We start from the raw sequence: 23,478 nt of genomic DNA on the forward strand, positions 1-23,478 counted from the left end.
TACCGCTCCCCGGGTCAGGCCTGCGGGCCCAGTACGGCCGCCATGGCGTGCAGGCTGTCCTGCATGGGCGCGGCCTCGAACATGTTCTGCTGCAGGAAGGCGGCCATCGCCGGCTGCAGGCGGATGGCCTCGTCCAGCGCCGGGTCGGAGCCGCTCATGTAGGCGCCGACCTGGATCAGGTCGCGGCTCTTCTGGTAGCGCGAATACACCGCGCGGAACCGCCGCGCGAGGTCGAAATGCTCGCGCGAGGCCACGTTGTGCATGACCCGCGACGCGGACTGCTCGATGTCGATCGCCGGGAAATGCCCGGTTTCCGCCAGCGCGCGGGACAGCACGATGTGGCCGTCGAGGATGGCGCGGGCCGAGTCGGCGATGGGATCCTGCTGGTCGTCCCCTTCGGAGAGGACGGTATAGAAGGCGGTGATGGAGCCCACGCCGTGCAAGCCGTTGCCGCTGCGCTCGACCAGCGCCGGCAGCTTGGCGAAGCAGCTCGGCGGATAGCCCTTGGTGGCCGGCGGCTCGCCGATGGCGAGCGCGATCTCGCGCTGGGCCATGGCATAGCGGGTGAGCGAATCCATGAGCAGCAGCACATGCTTGCCCTTGTCCCGGAAATGCTCGGCGATGGCCGTCGCATAGGCGGCGCCCTGCATGCGCAGCAGCGGCGGCGCATCGGCCGGAGCGGCGACCACCACGGCCCGCTCGCGGTCCTGCTCGCCCAGGATGTCCTCCACGAATTCCTTGACCTCGCGGCCGCGCTCGCCGATGAGGCCCACGACGATGACGTCGGCCTGGGTATAGCGGGCCATCATGCCGAGCAGCACGCTCTTGCCGACGCCGGATCCCGCGAAAAGCCCCAGGCGCTGCCCGCGGCCCACGGTCAGCAGCGCGTTGATCGCCCGCACGCCGGTGTCCAGCATCTGGCGCACGGGATCGCGGTCCATGGCGTTGATCTGGCGCCGGTCCATGGGCTCGGATGAAACGTCCTGCACGGGCCCGCCATGGTCGAGCGGCAGGCCCTGCGAGTCCACGACGCGGCCCAGCAGGCCGTCGCCCATGGGCAGGCGCAGGATGCCCGCGGCCGTTGACGGCCGGGTGGAATCGCACAGGCGCGGCACGGGTACATAGGGCGCGGCCGGTACCACGCTCGCGCCGCTGGACAGGCCGTGGATATCGCCCGCGGGCATCAGGAAGGCCCGGTCGCCCGAGAAGCCGACGACTTCCGCCAGCACGGCCTCGTGGCCCGGCATCTGCACCAGGCATTGCGATCCCACGGGGACGCGGATGCCCGCGGCCTCCAGGACGAGCCCGGTCAGCCGGGTGAGGGTGCCGCGGGTTTCCAGCGCCGTGCCCTCGGCCAGGCGCGCGCGCGCGCCGGACAGGAACGCATCCCAGGGCGAATCCTGCAGTGGCGGATCCGACACGGCGGCACTGTCAGCCATGGCCCGGCTCCTCGATCCGCCAGGCCGACGAAAGCCCCAGGGCCGCGATGGCGCGGCGCCACCGCCTGTCGAGCGAGCCGTCCACCACGGTACCGGCCGATTCGACCAGGCAGTCGCCCTCGGCCACGGAGGCATCGGGCACCCACTGGATCTTCGCCCCGGCGTACTCCGTGGTGAGCGGCTGCTCCAGGAACGACCAGTCGGACGGATGGATGCGCACCGTGGCCGGGCGCCCCTCGGCCACCAGCATGCCCAGCGCTTCGCGCACCACGGGCAGCAGGGCCTGCGGCCCGCTGGACAGTTCCTGCCGGACGACCTGGCGGGCGATATCGCAGGCCAGTTCCAGGATCTCCTGCGCCATGCGCTGCTGCAGATCGGTAAGGCCGGCATCGGCCGCGAGCACCAGCCGCTCCAGCCGCGCGGCCGCCTCCCGGCCCTGTCCGCCGATGTAGTCGTCCATGCGCTGCTGCCACGCCAGGGCGGTTTCCTCCTCGCCCTGGGCCTTGCCCTGGGCGAAGGCTTCCTCGCGCGCGGCCTCGACCGCGGCCTGGTGGGTGGCCTCGTCGATGCCTGGAGGGGGCAGTTCGGCGGCCTCGGGCTGTTGCGCCTCCACCGGCGGAAGCTGGTCGGAGCCGTCCACCGCCCCGAAACGCCATTGCGTCACGTCCGCGATCTCTTCGCTCGGGATGAAGCGCGTGTAGGCGCCGCGGGGGCTATACGAATGCGTCATCGCCACCGCCTCCGATCACGATCTGGCCTTCGTCGGAAAGCCTGCGCACGGTCTTGAGGATTTCCTTCTGCTGCGCCTCGACTTCCGACAGGCGCATGGGACCGCGCGACTCCAGGTCTTCGCGCATGGCATCCGCGGCGCGGGAGGACATGTTGGAGAGGAACTTCTCGCGCAGTTCCGGCTGGGCGCCCTTGAGCGCGACCACCAGGGTCTCCGAGGCCACTTCGCGCAGGACGGTCTGGATGGCCCGGTCGTCCAGCTTGCTGACGTCGTCGAAGACGAACATCTTGTCCATGATCTTCTGGGCCAGGTCGGGGTCGTAGCCACGGATCGACTCCAGCACCACCGCGTCCATGTTGGAGCCCAGCAGGTTGATGATTTCGGCGGCCGCCTTGACGCCCCCCAGGGAGCTCTTGCGGATCTTGTCGCCGCCGGCGAGCACCTTGAAAAGCACCTCGTTCAGGTCCTTGAGCGCCGTGGGCTGGATGCCCTCGAGCGTGGCCACGCGCAGCAGCACTTCGCCACGCTGGCGGTCCGACAGCTGCATGAGCACCGCGGCGGACTGCTCGGGATCCAGGTGGACGAGGATGGCCGCGACGATCTGCGGATGCTCGTTGCGCAGCAGTTCCGCCACGGAGAGCGGATCCATCCACTTGAGGCTTTCGATACCCGACACGTCGCCGCCCTGCAGGATCCGGTCGATCAGCAGCGCGGCCTTGTCGTCGCCCAGGGCACGCTTGAGCACGGAGCGTACGTAATTGCTGGTGTCGGACACCAGCAGGCTCTGCGCGGCAGCGTCGTTGGAGAAGCGGTTGATGACGCCGTCCACCTTGTCCTTGGAGACGGAGCGCATGCGGGCAATGGTCTCGCCGAGCTTCTGCACTTCCTTGGGAGACAGGTGCTTGAACACCTCGGCGGCTTCCTCCTCGCCGAGGGACATCAGCAGGATCGCCGCATCGTTCAGGCCTTGCTCATCCATGGAAAGTCACCGGTCGGTAGGGGAAGGGGTGGGTGGGAGTGCTCATCGGCGCCATCATCGACGGATGGCGGCCGCGTTTCAAGATTCGCCGTTTACCCACACCTTGAGAATGTTGGCGACGGCCACGGGATTTTCCTTGGCCAGGACACGCGCTTCCTCCAGGCGCATCTGTTCGGGGGTCTGGATCAGGTCTTCGGGCTTGGCGGGGGCGGCCAGGGCCGGGCGCTCGGGCTCGTCGGCCTCGATCGCATCCACCTGGCGGCCCGATGCCGGCGCCGCGGCGGGCGCGGGCGGCTGGTTCATGCCCTTGATCGCCGGACGCACCAGCCCGAGGAGGATGAGCGCGGCGAAGAGCGACATGCCCACCGGCCAGCCCAGGCTCTTGGCCAGCTCGATCATCTCGGGCTGCTTCCAGAGCGGCAGCTCGGCCGCCGGCGTGTTGTCCACCAGGAACTGGGTGTTCATGATGTTCACCGAGTCGCCGCGATCCTTGCTGTACCCGATGGTTTCGCGAACCAGGGCCGTCATCTGCTCGATCTGCTCGGGCGTGAAGGCCTTGGCCTGGGGCGCCTTCCCCGCCGCATCCGCGATGGCCTGGTAGTTCACCACCACGGCGGCGCTGACGCGCTTGATCGCGCCGCTGCCGGCCCGGGTAACGCGCACCGTCTTGTCCACCTCGTAGTTGGTGATGGATTCACGCTTGGACCCGGCCGTCTGGCCCTGCTGGCCGTTGCCTGCCGTGGGCGCGGGATTGGCGCCGTTGATGGGGGCGGTGGACGGCTGGGGCGGCTGGTTGCTGGCGGCGCCCGGAACGCCGGCCGGAGGCTGGTTGCCCTGGGTGCCGCCGGAGCTTTCCACCACCTGCTGGCTGCGCACTGCACTGCTGTCGGGCGTCTGGTTGGGGCGGTGCTGCTCGGACGTCTGCTCCGATTGCGAGAAATCCACCTCGGCCGTCACCTGGGCCTTGACGTTGTTCTTGCCGACCACGGGCTCCAGGATGTCCAGGATGCGGCGAGTGTATTGCTGCTCGATCTGCTGCACGTAGGACAGCTGCTGGGCATCGATGGCGCTGCCGGCGGCCGTATCGGGCGACTGCGACAGCAGCTTGCCGGTGTCGTCGAGCACGCTGACGGCGGAAGGCGACATCTCGGGCACGCTGGAAGCCACCAGATGCACGATGCCGGCCAGTTGGGTGCGATCGAGGAAGCGGCCGGGGTACAGGCTCAGCAGCACGGAAGCGGAAGGCTTCTGCTGTTCGCGGAAAAATCCGTTCTGGTTGGGCAGCGCCAGATGGACGCGTGCGCTCTGCACGGACGACAGCGCCTGGATGGAGCGCGTCAGTTCGCCCTCGAGCCCGCGCTGGAAGTTCAGGCGCTCCTGGAATTGCGTCACGCCGAAGCGGTTGGTCTCCATGAGCTCGAACCCGGTCACCGAGCCCTTGGGCAGGCCCTGGGTGGCCAGGCGCAGGCGGACGTCGTGCACGCGCTCGGCCGGCACCAGGATGGCGCCCCCGCCCTCCGAATACTTGTAGGGGACATTCATCGTGGACAACTGGGCCACGATGGCGCCGCCATCCTTGTCGCTCAGATTGGAGAACAGCACCTTGTAGTCCGGCTGGCGGTTGAGCACCACCGCGGCGACCACCGCGGCCACCAGCAGCGCGATGCCCGCGCCGAAGCGCAGCCGCTTGGAACGGTCCAGCGCGGAAAAACGCTGAAGCACGGACGGCGCGCTGGAGCTGGCAGGGGGAGCGACGGGGATTTCGGCGACTGCGGACATGGTGCTTTCCAAGGGGACCGCCACGGCACACGGGATCTGGCGTGCCGCGATTATTGGCCGCCGCCCCCCTGCCCGGCGGCCGGATAAGGCGCCCGTTTTCCCAGCTATTCCCCAGGATGCGCCCGGCGCGCGGCCCTAGGATTGCACCATCCCGCAACCTCTACTGTGCCCGCCATGGACCTCCGCATCTCCAGCTCCACCGCTCCCCTGACGGGCGCCGGCCTGGCGCGCCGTGCCACGGCCGCGCAGGACGCCGCAGGCGGCCAGGAAGTCGGCTTCTCCACGGCGCTCAAGGGCGCGCTGCAGTCCGTCAGCGCCGCCCAGAACCGGGCGAGCGGGCTGCAGCAGGAAGTGCAGATGGAAAACCCGGCCGTGAGCCTGGAAGAAACCATGATCGCCATCCAGAAGGCCCAGGTGGGTTTCCAGGCGACGCTGCACGTGCGCAACCGGATGGTACAGGCCTACACGGACATCATGAACATGCAGGTCTGAGCCCCCTGCCCCCTGCGCCACCGGGCGCGGCCTGCCTGTCGGTCAACGGGTCCTCGCGAAGGACCCTTTCGTCGTTCTGGCCTTCATCCTCCCCCAAAAAGAAAATGCCTCGCTTCCCTGCGCAGGGAACGAGGCATTTGCGCATCCGGCGCGGCCGGAAGGCGCCGGGCGCGGCCCGCCGCACGGCGGGTGCACCGGTCAGTGCACGATCATCGGCTGGCGCTCGAACAGATGCTCGAACTGCGCGAGCCAGGGCTCGGCCAGGCAGCGGATCTCGGCATCGTTGCGCAGGATGCGCTGCATGATGCGCGTCTTTTCGCGGCGGTGCTCCGGCAGCAGTTGCTGGTCCTGGGACTTGAAGCGCAGCTGCTCGATCAGGACGGCGCAGGCGCCTTCGCAACGCACGACCTCGTCCCAGTCCTTGAGCTTGGCGGCTTCGAGCATCCGCGCACTGCTGTCTTCGATGGCCTTGTAGTAGTCAATCAGCATGTCGTTCATATTTCAGGCCTCCGCCACCACGGGGTGGGCCACGTCGTTGGCAGCCGCCGTGGCTATGGCCACCTTCTTGATATCGTTCCACCCTTGGGCTATCGGCTCGATCAGGCGCGCGACTTCTTCCAGCATTGCGTCGTCGTTCTTGGCATTCGCCTGGATCAGGCGACGCAGGCTGTAGTCGTACACCGCCTCCAGGTTGCTCGCCAGCGCGCCGCCCTCATCGCGATCGAGGGCCGTGCTCAACCCTTCCTCCAGAATGCGCACCGCCTTGGAGATGGCTGCGCACTTGGTCGCCACGTCGCCCCGGGCCAATGCACCACGCGCCGTGGCGATGGAGTTCAGCACACCTGCATACAAAAGGCTGACCAGCTGGTGCTGGTCGATGGTGTGCATGCTCGTCTCGACGTTGATGCGCTGATAGGCATTGGCACGGGATTGGTAAGCGGTGAACATGGCGGTCGCTCCTCGGAATCTGTTGTTCAATTTATCGGCGTCCCGCCAAAAAACTGAAGCCCCTTCACAGGGTTTTATTCCAGGCCACCACCTGCTGCTGGATGTAGCTGTTGAGCGCGTTCATGTTGGACATCTTGGTGTCCAGCGCCGTGTAGCGTGCCGTGAGGTTCTTCTCCACTTCGCTGGCCCGTTCGTTGATGCGCTCGATATCGGCGGCATTGCGCTTGAGCATCTCCTTGTACGACTGGTCCTTGCCGGCGAAGAAGCCGTCGGACGCCAGCAGCCTCGAGGTGACGGCCTTGAACTTGCCGGCGAAGCCGTCCGTCACGCTGCCGCCGTCCGCGCCGCGGAAGAACGCCTTCACGTCATCGGGGTTCTGCATCGCCTTGTCGAACTTGGTGGCGTCAAGGGTCAGGCTGCCGTCGGGCGACAGGTTGCCGCTTCCGCCGGCCGACACCACGCCCACTTCGGACAGCGAGCGGAGCGCGCCGGACTGGTTGACCGACTGCAGTGCCATCCGCAGCGTGTTCTGCAGCGTCACGGCGCCCGAGTCGCCCTGCAGCAGCCCGGCCGTCTTCGTGTCCTTGTCGTATTTGGTGGACTCGTTCAGCGCGCTGTTGACGGCGTTGTAGGCCGTGACGAAGGCCTGGATGTTGGCCTTGACGGCCGAGTTGTCCTTGGTGACCGTGATGGACACGTCCGTCGTGGTGGGCTTGACGGCCGTGAACGTCACGCCCGCCACGGTATTGGCGAAGACATTGGTGCCCGACGTCACGGCCACCCCGTTGACCGTGGCGTTGGCGTTCTGCGCATATTCAGTCGAGCCGGACAGCAGGCGGGACAGGCCGGCGGCGTCGCTGTTGTTGCCGTCCGCGTCCGAGACGCTGAGCTGGTAGCCGGCGCTCTCGCCGGTGGTCTTGCTGCGCAGCATCAGGCGCTGGCCCGAGGCATCGGTCAGGACCGTGGCCGTGACGCCGGCCTTGGAGCCGTTGATCTTGCTGGCGACGTCCTCCAGCGTATCGGTCGCGGTGACGTCGATCTTCACCCCCTCGTCCGCGCCCGCGGCAAAACTCTTGGGGCTGCCGCTCCAGGTACCCGTGGTGAGGGTGAGCGTGCCGGCGCCCACGGCGCTCTTGGCAGGCGTCAGCGAATCGGAAATGGAGGACTGGGCCTTGGCCAGGTTCTGCACCTGCACGTTGAAAGACGTCGCCGCCGCACCACCCACCGCCGACACGGTCACGAAATCGGTGCTGGACGACGTCGCCGCCACACCGTTCCATCCGGTGACGCTGGTCAGCTTGTTGGCGGCATCGGATAGCGTGGACACCAGCGACTTGAGCTGGCCGAAGGCGGACACCTTCGAATTGGTCACGGCCGCCTGCTGGCTCAGGCCGTTGGTCCGGGTGATGGGCAGCTTGACGGCATCCACGGACGCCTTGATGAGGTCATTGACATTGACGCCTCCACCCAGGCCGATGCCCAAAGAAGAAAAGCTCGCCATATACCACCTCCATTCAGTCGATGCGATGCGTTGTATCGACGGAGATTATCCTGCCCCGGCAGCGTCGCATCTCGCTGATAAGCACAGGATAACCCACCCAATCCGCCGCTTGCGGCCGGCCTTCGCCACCAGCGGCAAAGCGGCAGCGGCCGAAGCCGTTGCCGCTGGAGTCCGGCGGGGCCGCGGGGCCCCGCCTTCAGCGCTGCGCGATCAACGCAGCAGGGACAGCACGCCCTGGGGCAGCTGGTTGGCCTGGGCCACCATCGCCGTGCCGGCCTGCTGCAGGATCTGCGAGCGCGACAGGTTGGCGGTTTCGGCCGCGAAGTCCGCGTCCTGGATGCGGCTGCGCGAGGCGGACATGTTCTCGGACGTGCTCTGCAGGTTGTTCACCGTGGTTTCGAACCGGGACTGGAGTGCACCGAAGCTCGCACGCTGGCCGTTGACGGCCGCGAGCGCGGCATCGATGATCTTCAGGGCCTTGGTCGAGCCGTCCACGGTGGACACATCGATGTCGCTCACCTTGGTCAGCGTGGAGGCGGTGGCCGCGGTGGTCGTCATCGTGTCGCCCGTGCCGTTGACGGTGTAGCCCTTGTCGGACTTGTATTCCACCGTGCCGCGCGAGGCGACGGTCACGCCGGTGGCTGCTGCCGTGGCGGTAGTGAACGTCAGCGTGCCCGAAGACTGCGTGGTCGTGGCGTCCTGCGAGGCCAGCGTGATGCCCGCGGCGCTGCTGGCGCCGTTGGCGAGGTTGATGTCCTTGCCCGACTCGTTGGTCAGGATCAGGCCGGACGAGTCGCTGTTGAGCTTGGCGGTGATGCCGGTCTGCGAGGACACGTCGTTGAAGGCCTTCACGGCTTCGGCCAGGCCGGCGGCCGTGCTGGTGGCCGAGACGTTGAACGTCACGTTGGCCGCGGTGCTGTTGTCGCCCTTGACCGCCAGGGTGAAGGAGCCGGTGCCGGAGAACTTCAGTTCCGAGACGTTGCGGGCAGCGGCCGTCACGCCGGTGGAGTCGGCCACCGCGTTGACGGCGGAGGCGATGTCGGCGGCCGTACCGGCAGCCGCGACGTTGACGGTCTTGGTCTGCAGGCCGGAGATCACGACCGTGCCGGCGGCCGCGCCCGCCGAGCCGGCGGTGGCGCCGGTGGTGGCCGCACCGGAGGCCGAAGCCGTCAGCTGGGCGCCATAATTGTTGGTGCGGAAGTTACCGGTGGTGGCCGTGATGGTCTGGTTGGCGTTGGCGCCGACCTGGAAGGTGGCCGAGCCGAAGGAGCCGTCCAGCAGCTTCTGGCCGTTGAATTCGGTATTGCCGGCGATGCGGTCCATTTCCGACAGCAGCTGGCCGACTTCGGCCTGGATGGCCTTGCGGTCACCTGCCGAATTGGTGGCGTTGGCCGACTGCACTGCCAGTTCACGCACGCGCTGCAGGATGTCGCCGGTGGACTTCAGGGCGCCTTCCGCCGTCTGCGCCAGCGAAATGCCGTCGTTGGCGTTGCGCACTGCCTGGTTCAGGCCGCGGATCTGCGAGGTGAAGCGCTCCGAGATGGCCAGGCCGGCGGCATCGTCCTTGGCGCTGTTGATGCGCAGGCCCGAGGACAGGCGCTGGATGGAGGTGTTGAGCGAGGATTGGCTCAGGCTCAGGTTGCGCTGGGCGGTGAGCGAGCTGACGTTGGTGTTGATGGTGGAAGCCATTGCAAATCTCCTGAAAAGAACTGACTGGATATGGCGTTGCCGCCAACTGGGCCCAGAACGCCTGGCCACAGGGTTCACAGGGCCTTTCGGGCCATCTGTTGAACGGCGGGCCGCCTCGAGTGCTGCTCATACGTCCCGTTGGAGATGTTTTCGGGTGCCCGGCGGAAAACTTTAGGCACGAACACATGGATTGAGCGGTTTTTGTGTGTCTTATCCCGCCAATGCCCCGGGGCAGGCTCCCCAACAATCCTTCCATCGTTCCCACAAAGTCCGCCGGAGGGGTAGCGCTTGAACCGGCAGTAATGTTCGTTCCCAGCCTCGCAGGAGTTCCGCCATGGCGTCCACCATCAACACCAACATCAGCTCGCTCACCGCCCAGCGCAACCTGAGCCTGAGCCAGTCGTCGCTCAACACCTCCATCCAGCGCCTGTCCTCCGGCCTGCGCATCAACAGCGCCAAGGACGATGCCGCCGGCCTGGCCATCTCGGAGCGGTTCACCTCGCAGATCCGCGGGATGAACCAGGCGGCGCGCAATGCCAACGACGGCATTTCGCTGTCCCAGGTGGCGGAAAGTGCGCTGGCGGGCGCAGGGAACATCCTGCAGCGGGTGCGCGAACTGTCGGTGCAATCGGCCAACGCCACCAATTCGGCAGGTGACCGCAAGGCCATCCAGGCCGAAGTCGGCCAGCTGCTGTCCGAACTCGACCGCATCGCCGGCACCACGGAATTCAACGGCCAGAAACTGCTGGACGGCTCCTTCGGCTCGGCCACCTTCCAGGTCGGCGCCAACGCCAACCAGACCATCACGGCCACCACGGGCAACTTCCGCACCATGAACTATGGTGCCCAGCTGACGGCCTCCGCCACCGGCGCGGCCACCACCGGCGCCACCGCCGGCTCGGCAGGCGCCGCCGCCGGCACGGTGGTCATCGGCGGGCTGCAGACCAAGACCGTCAACGTCGCGGCTGCCAGCACGGCCGCCGACATCGCCGCCGCCGTCAACGCGGTGGCCGACTCCACCGGCGTGACGGCCGCGGCCCGCAACGTCTCGGAACTCAAGCTCACCGGCAATGGTTCTTATTCTCTGGCGGTCAAGGGCGAGAACAGCACCGCGGCCAACGTGACGTTCAACGTCTCGTCGAACAGTTCGGCCGCAGGGCTGGCCGAAGCCGTGAAGGCCTTCAACGACGTGTCCTCGCAGACCGGCATCACCGCCAAGCTCAACAGCGACAACACCGGCCTGATCCTGACCAACGAGTCGGGCAAGGACATCAACATCGCCAACGGCGCCAGCAGCGCCGCGGGCATCACGCTGGCCTCGCAGGACGCCGTCCAGACGTTGTCCTCGGGCAACCTGACCTTCACGGCCGCCACGACGGCCGCCACCGGCGTCACCGTGGCTGCGCGCGGCACGGTGGAATACAACTCCGACAAGGGCTACACCGTGAGCGGCACGGGCGACACCATGACGAACGCCGCGGCCACCAGTTCCAACATGAAGTCCGTGAGCACCATCGACGTGTCGACGGTGGACGGTTCCACGCGCGCCTTGAAGATCATCGATGCCGCGCTCGCGGCCGTCAACGGCCAGCGTGCGAACTTCGGCGCGTTGCAATCACGGTTCGAAACCGCCATCGCCAACCTGAATACCTCGTCCGAGAACATGTCCGCCTCGCGCAGCCGCATCCAGGACGCGGACTTCGCGGCCGAAACCGCCAACCTGTCGCGCTCGCAGATCCTGCAGCAGGCCGGCACGGCGATGGTGGCCCAGGCCAACCAGCTGCCCCAGGGCGTGCTGTCCCTGCTGAAGTAAGCGGGTGAAGCGCAGCGCCCCATAATGCCGTGAGCGCAAGGAAGACACGCGGCCCGCACCCTTGCCGACCATTGCATGCACACCACCGCCGTCATCGTTCAGTCGAACTACCTGCCCTGGAAGGGGTACTTCGACCTGATGCGCCAGGCAGACGTCTTCGTTCTGTACGACGACGTGCAATATACGCGGCGAGACTGGCGCAATCGCAATGTCATCAAGACGCCTCAAGGGTTGCATTGGCTCACGGTGCCGGTTCAAAGCAAGGGGCAGTACCACCAGGACATCGACAAAATCACTGTTTCATCGTCCAGGTGGATCGAGAAGCACTGGAATACCATCGCGATGAGCTACGGAAAATCCCCCGGATTTTCCGAATACGGACCGGCCGTGCGGTCCATGATGCATGCGTGCGCCGACCATACGCTGTTATCGGAAATCAATGGCCGGCTAATCCGGGGCGTGGCGGAACTCCTTGGCATCCGCACGCCCATCGTCCAGTCATCCGCCTATGGGAAGGTTTCCGGAAAAACGGAAAACCTCATCCATCTTTGCAAGGCCGTCGGCGCGACCCGATATCTGTCGGGGCCTGCGGCAAGGAGTTATCTCGACGCCGGACTCTTCTCCCACGCCGGCATCGAGCTGAGCTATATGGATTACTCCGGATATCCGGAGTATGGACAGCCCCACGGTCCCTTCACCCATTTCGTGAGCATCGTCGACCTATTGATGAGCACGGGAGAGAAAGCGGCCAGCTATCTCATCCAGCAGGAATCTTCGCGTGTCTCGTGACGAAAACGCTTTGCACGAAGGGATCGCGCTCTACTATGAGCGTCGACTGCATGAGCACGGGCCGACCCCCCGAGGTGTGGACTGGAACGGAGCGGAATCCCAGCAGCTTCGCTTCGCCCAGCTGACGCAGATACTGCAAGCCGGCCCCGGTCCGGACAGTGATCGTCCGACGACCCTGAACGATCTGGGCTGCGGTTATGGAGCCCTGCTCGACTTCCTTGTGGAGACAGGCTGGAACATCGACTACGAGGGTATCGACCTGTCCGCCTCGATGGTGCAGGCAGCCCAGGCACGCCACGCAGGCGTCGCGAACGCCCGCTTCCGGGTCGGTGCAGCCTGTACCCGCATGGCCGACTACAGCGTGGCCAGCGGACTGTTCAATGTCCGTCAGGAGGTGCCTGTTCCGTTGTGGGAGAAATTCATCCATGACACGCTGGACGATCTGGACCGCAGCAGCCGCCGTGGATTTGCGTTCAATTGCCTCACCTCATACTCGGACGCAGAGAAGATGAAGCCCCATCTGCACTATTGCGTACCCGAAGAGATCTTTCGTCACTGCAAAACCCGATTCTCACGCCATGTCGCACTGCTGCACGACTATGGGCTCTACGAATTCACCATCCTGGTACGCAAGCAGGTCGGGTGATGCCGCCGCCAACCGATACACACAGCATGAACACCGCTCCATCCCCTGAAAAAAACCAGAAGCACGAGTCTTCGGTACTGACGCACTCCGCGATCGACGGCATTCAGGCCCGGGATGAACTCTTCGCCCTGATGAATGGCTACGCGAGCACACCCGAGGAAAAAGAACGGTCGCTAGGGCTGTTCCTTCGGGGCTCCCTTCTGGCCCGCATTCTTGCGGTGGCGCACATCTATCAGCAAATCGTGGATATTCCCGGCATCATTTTCGATATCGGCACCTGGCGCGGGCAGACCGCGGTGCTGTGCGAAAACTTTCGTGCCATCTACGAGCCATTGCACTTCAATCGCCGGATCGTCTGTTTCGATACTTTCGAGGGGTACGCCGGTTTTGGCGACCAAGACCGCGCGACTGCGCTGCACAAGGAGGGCACTTACTCGGTGGGTGGAACCGCCTATGCCGACTACCTGGCTCACCTGCTACAGGTCCATGAGCGCGCCAATGCCATGGGGCACAACAACGGCAAGCACCAGGTCATCGCCGGAGACTGCCGGGAAACCATTCCCGCATTTTTCGGAGACCATCCCAACGAGATCCTGAGTCTGGCGTTTTTCGACGTCAATGCGCTCGCACCCACACGCGAGGCGCTGGACCAAGTCTGGAAGCGGCTGGCCCCCGGGGGCATCGTGGCGTTCTGGCAATTGACCCGGGCAGGCATGCGCGCCGAAGGGCAGGCCTATGCCGCGGACCTCCTCAACCAGCATCGACACACATTGCATCGTGCGCCCACGTATCCCAGCCTTTGCTATGCCCGCAAGATGTGAGCGTGCTTTTCCATTTTCGTAGAGCAGCCATATGCATACCGTCGTCATAGGAAACGGCATCGTCGCCCTCTCCACGGCTTTCAGGCTCATGCAACGGCTGGGGCCCCATGACCAGATCACCTTGATAGGTCCGCGGGCCCGGCCCGGCTCCGCTACCCAGGCGGCTGCGGCAATGCTCAATTCATTCGCGGAAATCGAAGCGGGAGGTCTGGAACACCCCGTCGATCTCTTCCGCTTCGAGCTCAGCCATCTGGCCACCCGCATGTGGCCCCGGTTCGAGCGCGAGATCATCGATCAGGCGGGAGGGTGCCTGCCCGCCGACTGCGGGCACTGTACCGGCTTTGGCGGAGGCGGCTGCATCGATACGGGCACATTCGTCATCAATAACAATGCAGCAGACGATCTGGACGATGAAAATTTCGATGCCATCGCCAAGGCCCTGGACGATTTCAGCGAACCCTACGAATACGTCTCGCCTCGCAGCATTCCCAATTACCGGCCACACCAGGGGCAACGCGCCGTGCGAGCCCTATTCATACCGGGCGAAGGCTGGGTCAATCCGCGGCTGATGCTGGAAAAGCTCGACATGGTGGTCGGGCGCCATCCGCGGGTGAGATTCCTGGAGGCCAGTGCACAACGTCTCCAGCACGGCCATGGATCCATCACCGGCGTGGTCCTGAACAATGCGCAGGTGGTGGAGGCGGACAAGTTCGTGCTGGCGACAGGGGCATCTGCCTGGGACCTGCTGCAGCGCAGCGACCTGGACATCGGCATGCAGCGGGTGTTCTATGGCGTCGGCGTATCTCTGGAAATCGAGAGCCCCGACAATCCCCATACCCACTGCATTCGCACACCGAACCGAGGGCTGGCGTGCGGCGTCTACAGCGCCCCCTACTTCACAGGCCCCCGTCGGCCGACCGACCACATTCTCATAGGGGCCAGCAGTTTCACATCGGCGACCCCCGTGGAGCACGCCCGCATCGGCAGCGTGGAGTCCCTGTTGAAATCCGCCATGGAGCAGATCAACCGCGATTTCTACCGGGCCTCCCTGGTCCGTGTGAACGTGGGCTGGCGGCCCAGCAGCCAGGACGGATATCCCATGGTAGGGCCGACGGCGCTTCACAATCTCATCGTCGCCACGGGGACCAAGCGCGACGGCTTCCACATGGCACCGGTCCTCTCCCAGTATCTGGCGGGACTCGTTCATGGCGATCCCCTCCCCGACGAGCGCTGGAACTGGCTGGCCCCCGATCGCGCGCCGCTGCGGTTGCTGACACGCGAGCAGGCGATCGCCAAAGCGGTGCGGCACCAGATCAGCGCGGCCTATCAACATGGTTTCGTGCCTGCGAAGAGCCGCATGCCGGACCAACTGGCCGACACCTACCGCAGCCAGCTGGAACAATTGCATGACCAGGTGGGCGCCATCGACTGGGGGATTCCGCCCGATATGCTCGACATGTACCGGTACGGCCACGCAAAGGCCTGAACCGGGTCCCGCCCCTCACGGAAGAGCCCAGCCATGGACAACTCCAGCATCCCTTTCGGCCAGCCGTTCATCGTCGGCAAGGAGCTTTTCTACATCGCCCAGGCAGTCATGAACGGCTCCATCGCCGGCGACGGGGATTTCACGCGCAAATGCCAGGAGTGGCTAGAGGTCCATCTGTCGTGCAAGAAGGCCCTTCTGACCACGTCCTGCACCACGGCGCTCGAAATGGCGGCCATCCTGACAGATGTGCAACCGGGCGACGAAATCATCATGCCGTCGTTCACGTTCGTCTCGACGGCGAATGCCTTCGTGCTGCGCGGCGGCGTTCCGGTCTTCGTCGATATCCGCGCCGACACGCTGAATCTGGATGAGCGTCTGGTGGAGGCGCTCATCACGCCGCGCACCAAGGCGGTCGTGGCCGTGCATTACGCAGGGTTTCCCTGCGCCATGGACAAGCTCAAGGCCCTGTGCCGCCAGCACGGCCTGCGGCTCATCGAAGACGCCGCACAAGCCATCCTGACGCACGACGAAGGCCAAGCGTTGGGCACGATCGGCGACATGGGTTGCCTCAGCTTCCATGAAACCAAGAACGTCATCTGCGGCGAGGGCGGGGCCCTGCTCATCAACGACCCGGCGCTGATCGAGCGCGCCGAAATCATCTGGCAGAAAGGAACCAACCGCAAAGCCTTCTTCAGAGGCGAAGTGGACAGGTATTCCTGGGTCGACATAGGCTCGTCGTTCCTGCCGAATGAACTCACGGCCGCGTTCCTCTACGCACAACTGGAACACGCCAAGCGAATCAACACCCACAGGCGCGTGTTGTATGAGAAGTACCTCCAGTTGCTCGGACCGCTGGAGCAGGAAGGTTTTCTCCAACTGCCGAAGACCGCTGCGCAAGTGGCCAACGGCCATATCTTCTACATCCTGTGCACCTCTCTGAAGGAGCGCACCGCCTTGACCGGATTTCTGCGCGCACAGGGTATCGGCGCAGTGTTCCATTATGTTCCGCTGCATGATTCGCCGGCCGGCCTGCGTCATGGCCGTGGCGGGCACCTGCCGGTCACCACCGATATTTCACGGAGGTTGCTGCGCCTGCCCATATATTCCAGCATGACCAGCGACGATGTCCGGCGCGTCGCTGGCGCCGTGAAAAGCTTCTATCAGCCACACTCCCGCACCGGGGCGTGAAGCCCTCCCAGCCCCATGAAACCAGTGCAGTTCATCCGGGATAACCACGCCCGCTTTCTCCACCTGCTGGAACACGTCCGTCAACTCGTCCAAGCACGGCGGTGGCAAGATGCCCTGGATGCCGCCGCAGAGTGCGCCTCCCACGCCTGGCTGCAGCACAGCGGGATCTTCGCCTCTGCGGAACTCGAATCGCTGGTCGCGCAGGCTGGAGCGCATCTTTCCGAACGCGCGCCGGGCCGTCCACCCGCGTCCGGCGGCGGAGGCCGCCGCCGGCTGCTCACCATCATGACCAGCGCCCACTCGGTGGGTGGACACAGCCGCATCGCCTGGCGCTGGTGCCAACTGGACGCCGGGTCGGAGCACACGCTCGTATTGACCCGACAGGCAGGAGCGGCGATTCCCGAGCAGTTGCTCGAACTGCAGGCTGCCGGCCGGCTCACGATCGTCCTGCTGGAGCAATCTGGCTGGAACGAACGCATCCAGGCCCTGCAAGCGCTTCTGGCACAGGCCGACTACGCGATATTGCTGACCCATCCCCACGACGTGCTGCCCTGCGCGGCGGTACCGGCCATGGAAAACCCGCCGCCGGTCATCGCCGTCGATCACGCCTCGCACGTGTTCTGGCTGGGCGTTTCCATCACGCAGGTGGCCCTCAACACGGCGACCTACCTGCTGGAAGGGCGCCGCGGCATAGGCAGGCAGCACATCGGGGGCGCCTTGCTGCCGATGAATTTCGAGCACCTGGACCGCGGGCACGCGGCAGCCTCGGCGGTGAAATCCGCCTACGGGATCCCGCAGGAAGCAACGCTGCTGCTGTCCGCAGCGTCGGGCTACAAATTCTGGCCCATCGAAGGCGTCAGCCTCGCGGCCATGATCGGGCCCGTACTCGCCCGCCATCCACACGTCCATCTCCTGGCAGTGGGCGTGGGCACCACACGCCCATGGGAAGAGTTGCAGGCGCGGTTCCCGGCGCAAGTCCACCTGCAGGGCTACCTGTCGGAATCGGAACTGGTGGCCTGCTACCACGCGTGCGACATCTACGTGGATTCGCTGCCGCTGTCCTCGCCCACGACGCTGCTCGAAGCGGCCGCATGCGGCAAACCCATCGTGCGTTTCGCGCCACAGGACTGGAGGGGTACCGGTTTCTCGCTGGAGTTCGACTGCATTCCACCAGCGCTCTACCTGTGGACCACACCACCGGCCTACGAAGCCGACCTGCACCGCTTGATCACCGACCCGGATTTCCGCCAATGGCGCGGAGAATTCGGCCGCACAGCCGTCCGCCTGCACTATTCAGATGCCACCTTCCTCTACAGCATGGAGGCGATCTACGAACAGGCCGACCGACTGGAGCCCATCCAGCCCGCCCCCACGGCACTGGACTGGAGATGCGATCGCGTCGATCTGCTGCTGGCCCAGCTCGCCCACAACATGGCGCTGGACCGTCAGCCACCTGCTGTGGCGCAAGCGACGTCGAGCTACACGCTGCAAGACTGGTTGGCCCAGCGAACACCCAACGCTGCGCAGCAGCGATTGATCGATAGCCACTTGGCTGCGGATGCACCGCCCAGCCCGCAAGTAGCGATTGCAGTGCTCTGCGACGGCTTGAACACTGCAGCGCGCGAGGCCACCCTTCAAAGCCTGGCCGACCAGCCCTACCGGCACATCACGGTATCCGTCATCGCAACGCCGCCGGGCGAGCGCGTGGCGGCGCTGAATGAATGGGCTGCGCATAGCGATGCGCAGTGGCTCTGCACGGTGGAGGCGGGCGCACATTTCATGCACACCGGCCTGCAGGCACTGGCCCTGGAATTGCAGCATGCTTCCGACTGCCGGTGTGTCTATGCCGACGAAATCGTGCACGCTGGAGAAGGCCAGTGGGGAACCCTGTTCCGGCCCGACATCAACCTGGATCTGCTGCTCTCGTGTCCCGAGGGCATGGCACGGCACTGGCTGTACAGGCGGGACGTGTTCCTGGAGGCAGGAGGTTTCGATCCGGATTTTGCAGAGGCGCCGGAATTCGATCTGGCACTGCGATTGATCGCAGCCGACGGCATCGGAGCCATCGGCCACGTGAGCGAACCACTGCTCACGTCCGCCCTGCCCCGGTTGGCCAATCGCCAGCACGAGATCGCGGCCATCGAGAGACATCTGCGTTCCAGGGGCTATGGGCATGCGTCGGTGGATGCCAGCCTGCCTGGACGCTATCGCATCCATTACGGCCACGAAGCCAAGCCTCTCGTGTCGATCATCATTCCCACCAAGGATCAGTTCGCCATGGTGGAGCGATGCGTCAGTTCCCTGCTGGAGAAGACCTCCTACCAGAACTACGAAATCATCCTGGTGGACAACGGTAGCACGGATCCGTCGGCCTGCGCCTGGATCGGCGGGCTGGAAGCGATGGACGATCCGCGCATCCGTGTGCTGCGCTATCCGCATCCGTTCAACTATTCCGCGATCAACAACGCGGCGGCGCGCATGGCGCGAGGCGAGTACCTCATCCTGCTGAACAACGACACGGCCACGCTGCGCGGCGACTGGCTGGACGCCATGCTCAACCATGCGCAGCGGCCCGAGGTCGGCATCGTGGGAGCCAAGCTGCTGCACGCCGATGGCACCATCCAGCACGGCGGCGTCGTGCTGGGCCTGCGCGGCCCGGCAGACCACCCCTTCATAGGCCTGCCGGCCGATGCGCCCGGCTATATGAATCGCCTGGAAGTGGACCAGAACTACAGCGCGGTCACCGCCGCCTGCCTGATGATCCGCCGCTCGGTCTACGAAGAGGTCGGCGGGCTGGACGAAGAAGCCTTCAAGGTGTCGTACAACGATGTGGACCTGTGCCTCAAGGTACGGCAGGCCGGCTACCTCATCGTCTGGACGCCCCACGCCGTCGTGCTGCACGAAGGCAGCGTGAGCCAGAAGTCCGTGGACGCGGCCACGCAGGAGGCCAAGCGGGCACGCTTCATGGGCGAGCAGGACGCCATGTACCGGAAGTGGCTGCCCGTCGTGGCACGTGACCCGGCCTACAACCCCAACCTCTCGCTGCACGGCACCGGCTTCGACGTGGAGACCGACGCTGCCATCAACCGCCGGCCCCTGCCATGGCGTCCCCAGCCCGTCGTGCTGGCGCTGGCCGCCGACCATTCCGGCTGCGGCCACTACCGGGTGATCGAGCCGGTGCGTGCCATGCACGGCAGCGGCATCGCCGATGCACGGTTCGCCGGGCGCTACTTCACGCCCGAGGAGCTGCATCGGCTGCAACCCGACACCCTGGTGCTGCAGCGCCAGGTGAATGAAGAGCAGCTCCAGCTCATCCAGCGCATCAAGCGCCTGTGCCCGGTGTTCATGGTGGCCGAACTGGACGACTATCTGCCCAATCTGCCTCTCAAGAATACGCACCGCCAGGAGATGCCCAGGGACGTGCTGCGGCAGCTGCGCCGCTCCGTCGGCATGATGGACCGCTTCGTCGTCTCGACCGACGCCCTGGCCGAAGCCCTCAAGGGTACCCACCCGGACATGCGGGTGGTGCAGAACCGCCTGCCGCCGCGCTGGTGGCGCGGACTGCAGAGCAGCCGCCAGACGGGCGGGCGGCCGCGCGTGGGCTGGGCGGGCGGCATCAGCCACCAGGGAGACCTGGAACTGATCACCGATGTCGTGAAGGAGCTGCACCGCGAGGTGGACTGGATCTTCTTCGGGATGTGCCCGGACCGCATCAAGCCCTACGTGCGGGAATACCACGGCCCGGTGCCGATCGAGCGCTACCCGGCCATGCTCGCCAGCCTGAACCTGGACCTGGCGCTCGCCCCGCTGGAACAGAACCTCTTCAATGAATGCAAGAGCAACCTGCGGCTGCTGGAGTACGGAGCGTGCGGCTATCCCGTGATCGCCAGCGATGCGCGGCCCTACCAATGCGGGCTGCCGGTCACCTTGGTCAAGAACCGGTTCAAGGACTGGGTGGATGCCATCCGCGCCCACGTGCAGGACCCGGATGCCGCCGCGCGCTCAGGCGATGCGCTGAAGGCAGCGGTCGAGCGCGACTGGATGCTCGAGGGAGCCCATCTGGAGAATTGGCTGCGGGCCTGGATGCCGGAGTGACCGGCGACGGTGACGATTCCATTCAAGTGTGGAGAATGCTGTCCGATACCATTGACACGATGGATACGTTTCGTATCCGCCCCGCTGCCCCCACCGCTTCCAGAGGCGGTGGCCCTCTCCCACGCCCGGCTCATCCGCACGCACCAGCATGTTCGTCATCATCGGTTACCTCGTCTGCCTGGGGTGCATCTTCGGGGTCTTCATCGCGCACGGCGGCAATATCTCCGTGGTGCTGCACGCCCTGCCGTTCGAGATCGTCACGATTCTGGGCGGTGCCCTGGGCGCCTTCGTAGTGAACAACCAGCCCAAGGTGCTGAAGGCCACGCTCAAGGCGCTGCCCATGGCGTTCAAGGGCTCCAAGTACACCAAGGCGCGTTACATGGAGCTGATGGCGATGCTCTACGAGATCCTGCAGAAGGCCCGCAAGGAAGGCCTGATGGCGATCGAGAAGGACGTGGAAGCGCCCCACGAGTCGGAAATCTTCAAGAAATACCCCACGGTGGGCACGGACCACCACGTGATCGAGTTCACCACCGACTACCTGCGCATGATGGTGTCGGGCAACCTGAACGCGCACGAGATCGAATCGCTCATGGACAGCGAGATCGAAACCCACCACCAGGAAGCCCATGCCCCCGTGGCGGCCCTGGCCCGGCTGGCCGGCGCCCTGCCCGCCTTCGGCATCGTGGCCGCCGTGCTCGGGGTGGTGAACACCATGGGCTCGGTGGGCCAGCCGCCCTCGGTGCTGGGCGGGATGATCGGCTCGGCCCTGGTGGGCACGTTCCTCGGCATTCTGCTCGCCTACGGTGTGGTGGAGCCGCTGGGCGGCCTCGTGGAGCAGAAGCTCGAGGACGCCGCCAAGGAACTCCAGTGCATCAAGACCACTCTGCTGGCCAGCATGCAGGGCTACAACCCCGCCACGGCCATCGAATTCGGCCGCAAGGTGCTCTTCTCGGGCGACCGGCCCAGCTTCTCCGAACTGGAAAGCCACGTGAAGGGCAAGAAGTAACCCGGGCATCCGCCGGAGGTACACGCCATGGCCGACAAGAAGCTCCAGCCCATCATCATCAAGCGCGTCAAGAAGGGCGGCCACGCCGCCCATGGCGGCGCCTGGAAGATCGCCTATGCCGACTTCGTGACGGCCATGATGGCGTTCTTCCTGCTCATGTGGCTGCTGGGCTCGACCGCCAAGGGCGAGCTGCAGGGCATCGCCGCGTATTTCGCGTCGCCGCTCAAGGTGGCCATGCAGGGCGGCGACGGCTCGGGCAACAGCTCCAGCATCATTCCCGGCGGGGGCAACGACCTCTCCAAGGTGCACGGCCAGGTCCGGCGCTCGGACTCCGACACCGCCACCAGCCGCCGGACCAACATCGAGAACGCGCGCGCCGAGCAGGCCCGGCAGGACCAGATGCGGATCAAGGCCCTGCAGGCCAAGATCGACGCGCTGATCTCGGAAAACCCGCGCCTGAAGGAGTTCAAGTCGCAGATCCGCATCGACGTGACACCCGACGGCCTGCAGATCCAGATCGTGGACGACCAGAACCGCCCGATGTTCGACAGCGGCAGTGCGTTGGTAAAACCCTACATGCGCGACATTCTTCGGGAAATCGGTTCCGCGCTCGGCGGGGTCGAAAACCGCATCAGCCTGGCCGGCCACACCGACGCCGCACCCTACGGCAACGGGGACCGGGGATACAGCAACTGGGAGCTGTCGGCCGACCGCGCCAACGCCTCCCGGCGGGAGCTGGTGGCCGCGGGCATGCCCGATGCCAAGCTGGGCCGCGTGGTCGGCCTGGCCGCGAGCGATCTGCTGGAACCTGACAACCCGCGCGCGCCCGTGAACCGGCGCATCACCATCACGATTCTGACCAAGGAAGCCGAGGAGCGGCTGCTGGGCAAAAAGGTCCCGCAGATCCCCATATCGGAACTGGCCGCGGAAAAGCGTGAAAATCCTGCATCGACGCAGCAGCCGTAACGTCTTGTCACCAAAGCGGCTGCCCCTGACAATAGCTCCTGCAATTTCCGACCGAAAGGGTCCCACGTGACCACTGCCCTTCGCTTTTTGATCGTTGACGACTTCTCCACCATGCGGCGCATCGTGCGCAATCTGCTCAAGGAAAGCGGGTTCACAGACGCCGACGAGGCCGAAGACGGCGTCGTGGCACTGAACAAGCTGCGCAACAGCAAGTTCGATTTCGTGGTCACCGACATCAACATGCCCAACATGAACGGGTTCCAATTGCTGGCCGAGATCAAGAAGGACGACAAGCTCAAGCACCTGCCCGTCCTCATGGTCACCGCCGAGGCCCGCAAGGAAGACATCGTCGCGGCCGCCCAGGGCGGCGCGGCCGGCTACATCGTCAAGCCTTTCACCAAGGCGACGCTGGAAGAGAAAGTCACGCTCATCCTCAAGAAGCTGGGACTCTGACCATGGACACGCCGGACCACAACGCCCCGGACTCCGCGGATGTCCACAACAAGATCGGCCAGCTCACCCGCCAGCTGCACGATGCGTTGCGGGAACTGGGCTATGCCGAGCAGTTGAAGGGCTCCATGGGCGAACTGCCCGATGCCCAGAGCCGCCTCTCCTACATCGCCCGGCTCACGGGCGAGGCTGCGGAGAAGGTGCTCAACCGCGTCGAGCAGGCCAAGGCCCAGCACGATTTCATCGCCGAAGAGACGCGCCGCGTGGTGGCGTCGCTGGTGAAAGACCCGGTGGCCGCCGTGGCCAAGGGCGAGATCATGAACTTCCTGCACGACGTCGAGCGCGTGACCAAGGAAGCCGACGTGCATCTCACGGAGATCATGATGGCGCAGGATTTCCATGACCTCACAGGGCAGGTGATCGCGCGCGTGGTGAGCCTGGCCGGCACGATCGAGCAGCAGCTGGTGCAACTGCTCATCCAGACGGCGCCGCCCCAGGCCCAGCCGGTCATGCCCGCGCCAGCCCCGGCCGCCGCCCCCGAGCCCCGCCGCGAACACCTCGCCGGCCCGGTGGTGGACCCGGAAAACACCCCCAACGTCGTCTCCAGCCAGTCGGAAGTGGACGACCTGCTGGCCAGCCTGGGCTTCTGAACCGCTCC

20 protein-coding genes are annotated in these 23,478 nt (G+C 65.5%); 12 read left to right on the forward strand and 8 right to left on the reverse strand.

Translation table 11 applies throughout. From position 1 onward, the window contains the following. Nucleotides 1-14 precede the first annotated feature (14 nt). The 4 genes from fliI to fliF all read right to left on the reverse strand — a co-directional run bounded on the left by fliI (nucleotide 15) and on the right by fliF (nucleotide 4,927). On the reverse strand, nucleotides 15-1,439 hold the full coding sequence (gene fliI, locus BLR99_RS16850; protein WP_017438329.1) for a flagellar protein export ATPase FliI: 1,425 nt from the start codon (nucleotides 1,437-1,439) through the stop codon (nucleotides 15-17). After that, a complete protein-coding gene (locus BLR99_RS16855; RefSeq protein ID WP_011797404.1) occupies nucleotides 1,432-2,169 on the reverse strand; it encodes a FliH/SctL family protein in 738 nt (245 codons plus the stop codon). Before BLR99_RS16855 ends, fliI begins: the two co-directional genes overlap by 8 nt. After that, entirely contained in the window at nucleotides 2,153-3,148 is a 996-nt protein-coding gene (gene fliG, locus BLR99_RS16860) for a flagellar motor switch protein FliG (protein WP_011797405.1), read from the reverse strand. The genes BLR99_RS16855 and fliG overlap by 17 nt, the downstream gene beginning before the upstream one ends. A 78-nt stretch (nucleotides 3,149-3,226) precedes the next feature. Then, a complete protein-coding gene (fliF, locus tag BLR99_RS16865) occupies nucleotides 3,227-4,927 on the reverse strand; it encodes a flagellar basal-body MS-ring/collar protein FliF (protein WP_074687383.1) in 1,701 nt (566 codons plus the stop codon). A gap of 174 nt (nucleotides 4,928-5,101) precedes the next feature. Between fliF and fliE the strand changes: the two genes are divergently transcribed. Further along, nucleotides 5,102-5,419 (forward strand): flagellar hook-basal body complex protein FliE, encoded by a 318-nt coding sequence (gene fliE, locus BLR99_RS16870; RefSeq protein WP_011797407.1) that lies wholly within the window; start codon nucleotides 5,102-5,104, stop codon nucleotides 5,417-5,419. A gap of 198 nt (nucleotides 5,420-5,617) precedes the next feature. Here fliE and BLR99_RS16875 read toward each other — a convergent pair whose 3' ends face one another. The 4 genes from BLR99_RS16875 to BLR99_RS16890 form a co-directional block, all read right to left on the reverse strand. Beyond that, a complete protein-coding gene (locus BLR99_RS16875) occupies nucleotides 5,618-5,917 on the reverse strand; it encodes a flagellar protein FliT (RefSeq protein ID WP_011797408.1) in 300 nt (99 codons plus the stop codon). A 3-nt stretch (nucleotides 5,918-5,920) separates the two neighbouring features. Beyond that, nucleotides 5,921-6,367, reverse strand: a complete 447-nt coding sequence (gene fliS / locus BLR99_RS16880; protein ID WP_011797409.1) for a flagellar export chaperone FliS — start codon at nucleotides 6,365-6,367, stop codon at nucleotides 5,921-5,923. 64 nt (nucleotides 6,368-6,431) lie between these two features. Beyond that, entirely contained in the window at nucleotides 6,432-7,868 is a 1,437-nt protein-coding gene (fliD, locus tag BLR99_RS16885) for a flagellar filament capping protein FliD (protein WP_074687384.1), read from the reverse strand. A gap of 210 nt (nucleotides 7,869-8,078) precedes the next feature. Continuing rightward, nucleotides 8,079-9,557 (reverse strand): flagellin N-terminal helical domain-containing protein, encoded by a 1,479-nt coding sequence (locus BLR99_RS16890; RefSeq protein ID WP_074687385.1) that lies wholly within the window; start codon nucleotides 9,555-9,557, stop codon nucleotides 8,079-8,081. 334 nt (nucleotides 9,558-9,891) lie between these two features. Between BLR99_RS16890 and BLR99_RS16895 the strand changes: the two genes are divergently transcribed. The 11 genes from BLR99_RS16895 (at nucleotide 9,892) to BLR99_RS16950 (ending at nucleotide 23,470) form a co-directional block, all read left to right on the forward strand. Continuing rightward, entirely contained in the window at nucleotides 9,892-11,370 is a 1,479-nt protein-coding gene (locus tag BLR99_RS16895; protein ID WP_011797412.1) for a flagellin N-terminal helical domain-containing protein, read from the forward strand. Between the two features lie 75 nt (nucleotides 11,371-11,445). Continuing rightward, nucleotides 11,446-12,159 carry a WbqC family protein gene (locus BLR99_RS16900; RefSeq protein WP_011797413.1) on the forward strand — a complete coding sequence of 238 codons (714 nt, stop codon included), beginning with the start codon at nucleotides 11,446-11,448 and terminating at the stop codon, nucleotides 12,157-12,159. Next, nucleotides 12,149-12,805 (forward strand): class I SAM-dependent methyltransferase, encoded by a 657-nt coding sequence (locus BLR99_RS16905; protein ID WP_011797414.1) that lies wholly within the window; start codon nucleotides 12,149-12,151, stop codon nucleotides 12,803-12,805. Before BLR99_RS16900 ends, BLR99_RS16905 begins: the two co-directional genes overlap by 11 nt. Before the next feature lie 26 nt (nucleotides 12,806-12,831). Then, nucleotides 12,832-13,626, forward strand: a complete 795-nt coding sequence (locus BLR99_RS16910) for a class I SAM-dependent methyltransferase (RefSeq protein WP_074687386.1) — start codon at nucleotides 12,832-12,834, stop codon at nucleotides 13,624-13,626. 31 nt (nucleotides 13,627-13,657) lie between these two features. Then, nucleotides 13,658-15,112: an NAD(P)/FAD-dependent oxidoreductase gene (locus BLR99_RS16915; protein WP_074687387.1), complete on the forward strand. Its 1,455-nt coding sequence runs from the start codon at nucleotides 13,658-13,660 to the stop codon at nucleotides 15,110-15,112. A 33-nt stretch (nucleotides 15,113-15,145) separates the two neighbouring features. Continuing rightward, complete coding sequence (gene rffA, locus BLR99_RS16920; protein WP_011797417.1) at nucleotides 15,146-16,300, forward strand: dTDP-4-amino-4,6-dideoxygalactose transaminase; 1,155 nt, start codon at nucleotides 15,146-15,148, stop codon at nucleotides 16,298-16,300. A 15-nt stretch (nucleotides 16,301-16,315) separates the two neighbouring features. Continuing rightward, nucleotides 16,316-20,395, forward strand: a complete 4,080-nt coding sequence (locus BLR99_RS22290) for a glycosyltransferase (RefSeq protein WP_083369988.1) — start codon at nucleotides 16,316-16,318, stop codon at nucleotides 20,393-20,395. Between the two features lie 148 nt (nucleotides 20,396-20,543). Further along, nucleotides 20,544-21,404 (forward strand): flagellar motor stator protein MotA, encoded by an 861-nt coding sequence (motA, locus tag BLR99_RS16935; RefSeq protein ID WP_011797419.1) that lies wholly within the window; start codon nucleotides 20,544-20,546, stop codon nucleotides 21,402-21,404. Between the two features lie 27 nt (nucleotides 21,405-21,431). Next, complete coding sequence (gene motB / locus BLR99_RS16940) at nucleotides 21,432-22,370, forward strand: flagellar motor protein MotB (RefSeq protein ID WP_011797420.1); 939 nt, start codon at nucleotides 21,432-21,434, stop codon at nucleotides 22,368-22,370. Nucleotides 22,371-22,436: 66 nt separating this feature from the next. After that, nucleotides 22,437-22,823 (forward strand): chemotaxis response regulator CheY, encoded by a 387-nt coding sequence (gene cheY / locus BLR99_RS16945; RefSeq protein WP_011797421.1) that lies wholly within the window; start codon nucleotides 22,437-22,439, stop codon nucleotides 22,821-22,823. Between the two features lie 2 nt (nucleotides 22,824-22,825). After that, nucleotides 22,826-23,470, forward strand: a complete 645-nt coding sequence (locus BLR99_RS16950; RefSeq protein ID WP_011797422.1) for a protein phosphatase CheZ — start codon at nucleotides 22,826-22,828, stop codon at nucleotides 23,468-23,470. Nucleotides 23,471-23,478 lie beyond the last annotated feature (8 nt).

This window comes from Paracidovorax citrulli, assembly GCF_900100305.1.
GTDB classification, from domain to species: domain Bacteria; phylum Pseudomonadota; class Gammaproteobacteria; order Burkholderiales; family Burkholderiaceae_C; genus Paracidovorax; species Paracidovorax citrulli.

What these genes read in the sequence shown, in the direction of transcription:
- fliI (WP_017438329.1), bottom strand. Translation starts at nt 1,439, where the DNA reads ATGGCTGACAGTGCCGCCGTGTCGGATCCGCCACTGCAGGATTCGCCC.
- BLR99_RS16855 (WP_011797404.1), bottom strand. Translation starts at nt 2,169, where the DNA reads ATGACGCATTCGTATAGCCCCCGCGGCGCCTACACGCGCTTCATCCCG.
- fliG (WP_011797405.1), bottom strand. Translation starts at nt 3,148, where the DNA reads ATGGATGAGCAAGGCCTGAACGATGCGGCGATCCTGCTGATGTCCCTC.
- fliF (WP_074687383.1), bottom strand. Translation starts at nt 4,927, where the DNA reads ATGTCCGCAGTCGCCGAAATCCCCGTCGCTCCCCCTGCCAGCTCCAGC.
- fliE (WP_011797407.1), top strand. Translation starts at nt 5,102, where the DNA reads ATGGACCTCCGCATCTCCAGCTCCACCGCTCCCCTGACGGGCGCCGGC.
- BLR99_RS16875 (WP_011797408.1), bottom strand. Translation starts at nt 5,917, where the DNA reads ATGAACGACATGCTGATTGACTACTACAAGGCCATCGAAGACAGCAGT.
- fliS (WP_011797409.1), bottom strand. Translation starts at nt 6,367, where the DNA reads ATGTTCACCGCTTACCAATCCCGTGCCAATGCCTATCAGCGCATCAAC.
- fliD (WP_074687384.1), bottom strand. Translation starts at nt 7,868, where the DNA reads ATGGCGAGCTTTTCTTCTTTGGGCATCGGCCTGGGTGGAGGCGTCAAT.
- BLR99_RS16890 (WP_074687385.1), bottom strand. Translation starts at nt 9,557, where the DNA reads ATGGCTTCCACCATCAACACCAACGTCAGCTCGCTCACCGCCCAGCGC.
- BLR99_RS16895 (WP_011797412.1), top strand. Translation starts at nt 9,892, where the DNA reads ATGGCGTCCACCATCAACACCAACATCAGCTCGCTCACCGCCCAGCGC.
- BLR99_RS16900 (WP_011797413.1), top strand. Translation starts at nt 11,446, where the DNA reads ATGCACACCACCGCCGTCATCGTTCAGTCGAACTACCTGCCCTGGAAG.
- BLR99_RS16910 (WP_074687386.1), top strand. Translation starts at nt 12,832, where the DNA reads ATGAACACCGCTCCATCCCCTGAAAAAAACCAGAAGCACGAGTCTTCG.
- BLR99_RS16915 (WP_074687387.1), top strand. Translation starts at nt 13,658, where the DNA reads ATGCATACCGTCGTCATAGGAAACGGCATCGTCGCCCTCTCCACGGCT.
- rffA (WP_011797417.1), top strand. Translation starts at nt 15,146, where the DNA reads ATGGACAACTCCAGCATCCCTTTCGGCCAGCCGTTCATCGTCGGCAAG.
- BLR99_RS22290 (WP_083369988.1), top strand. Translation starts at nt 16,316, where the DNA reads ATGAAACCAGTGCAGTTCATCCGGGATAACCACGCCCGCTTTCTCCAC.
- motA (WP_011797419.1), top strand. Translation starts at nt 20,544, where the DNA reads ATGTTCGTCATCATCGGTTACCTCGTCTGCCTGGGGTGCATCTTCGGG.
- motB (WP_011797420.1), top strand. Translation starts at nt 21,432, where the DNA reads ATGGCCGACAAGAAGCTCCAGCCCATCATCATCAAGCGCGTCAAGAAG.
- BLR99_RS16950 (WP_011797422.1), top strand. Translation starts at nt 22,826, where the DNA reads ATGGACACGCCGGACCACAACGCCCCGGACTCCGCGGATGTCCACAAC.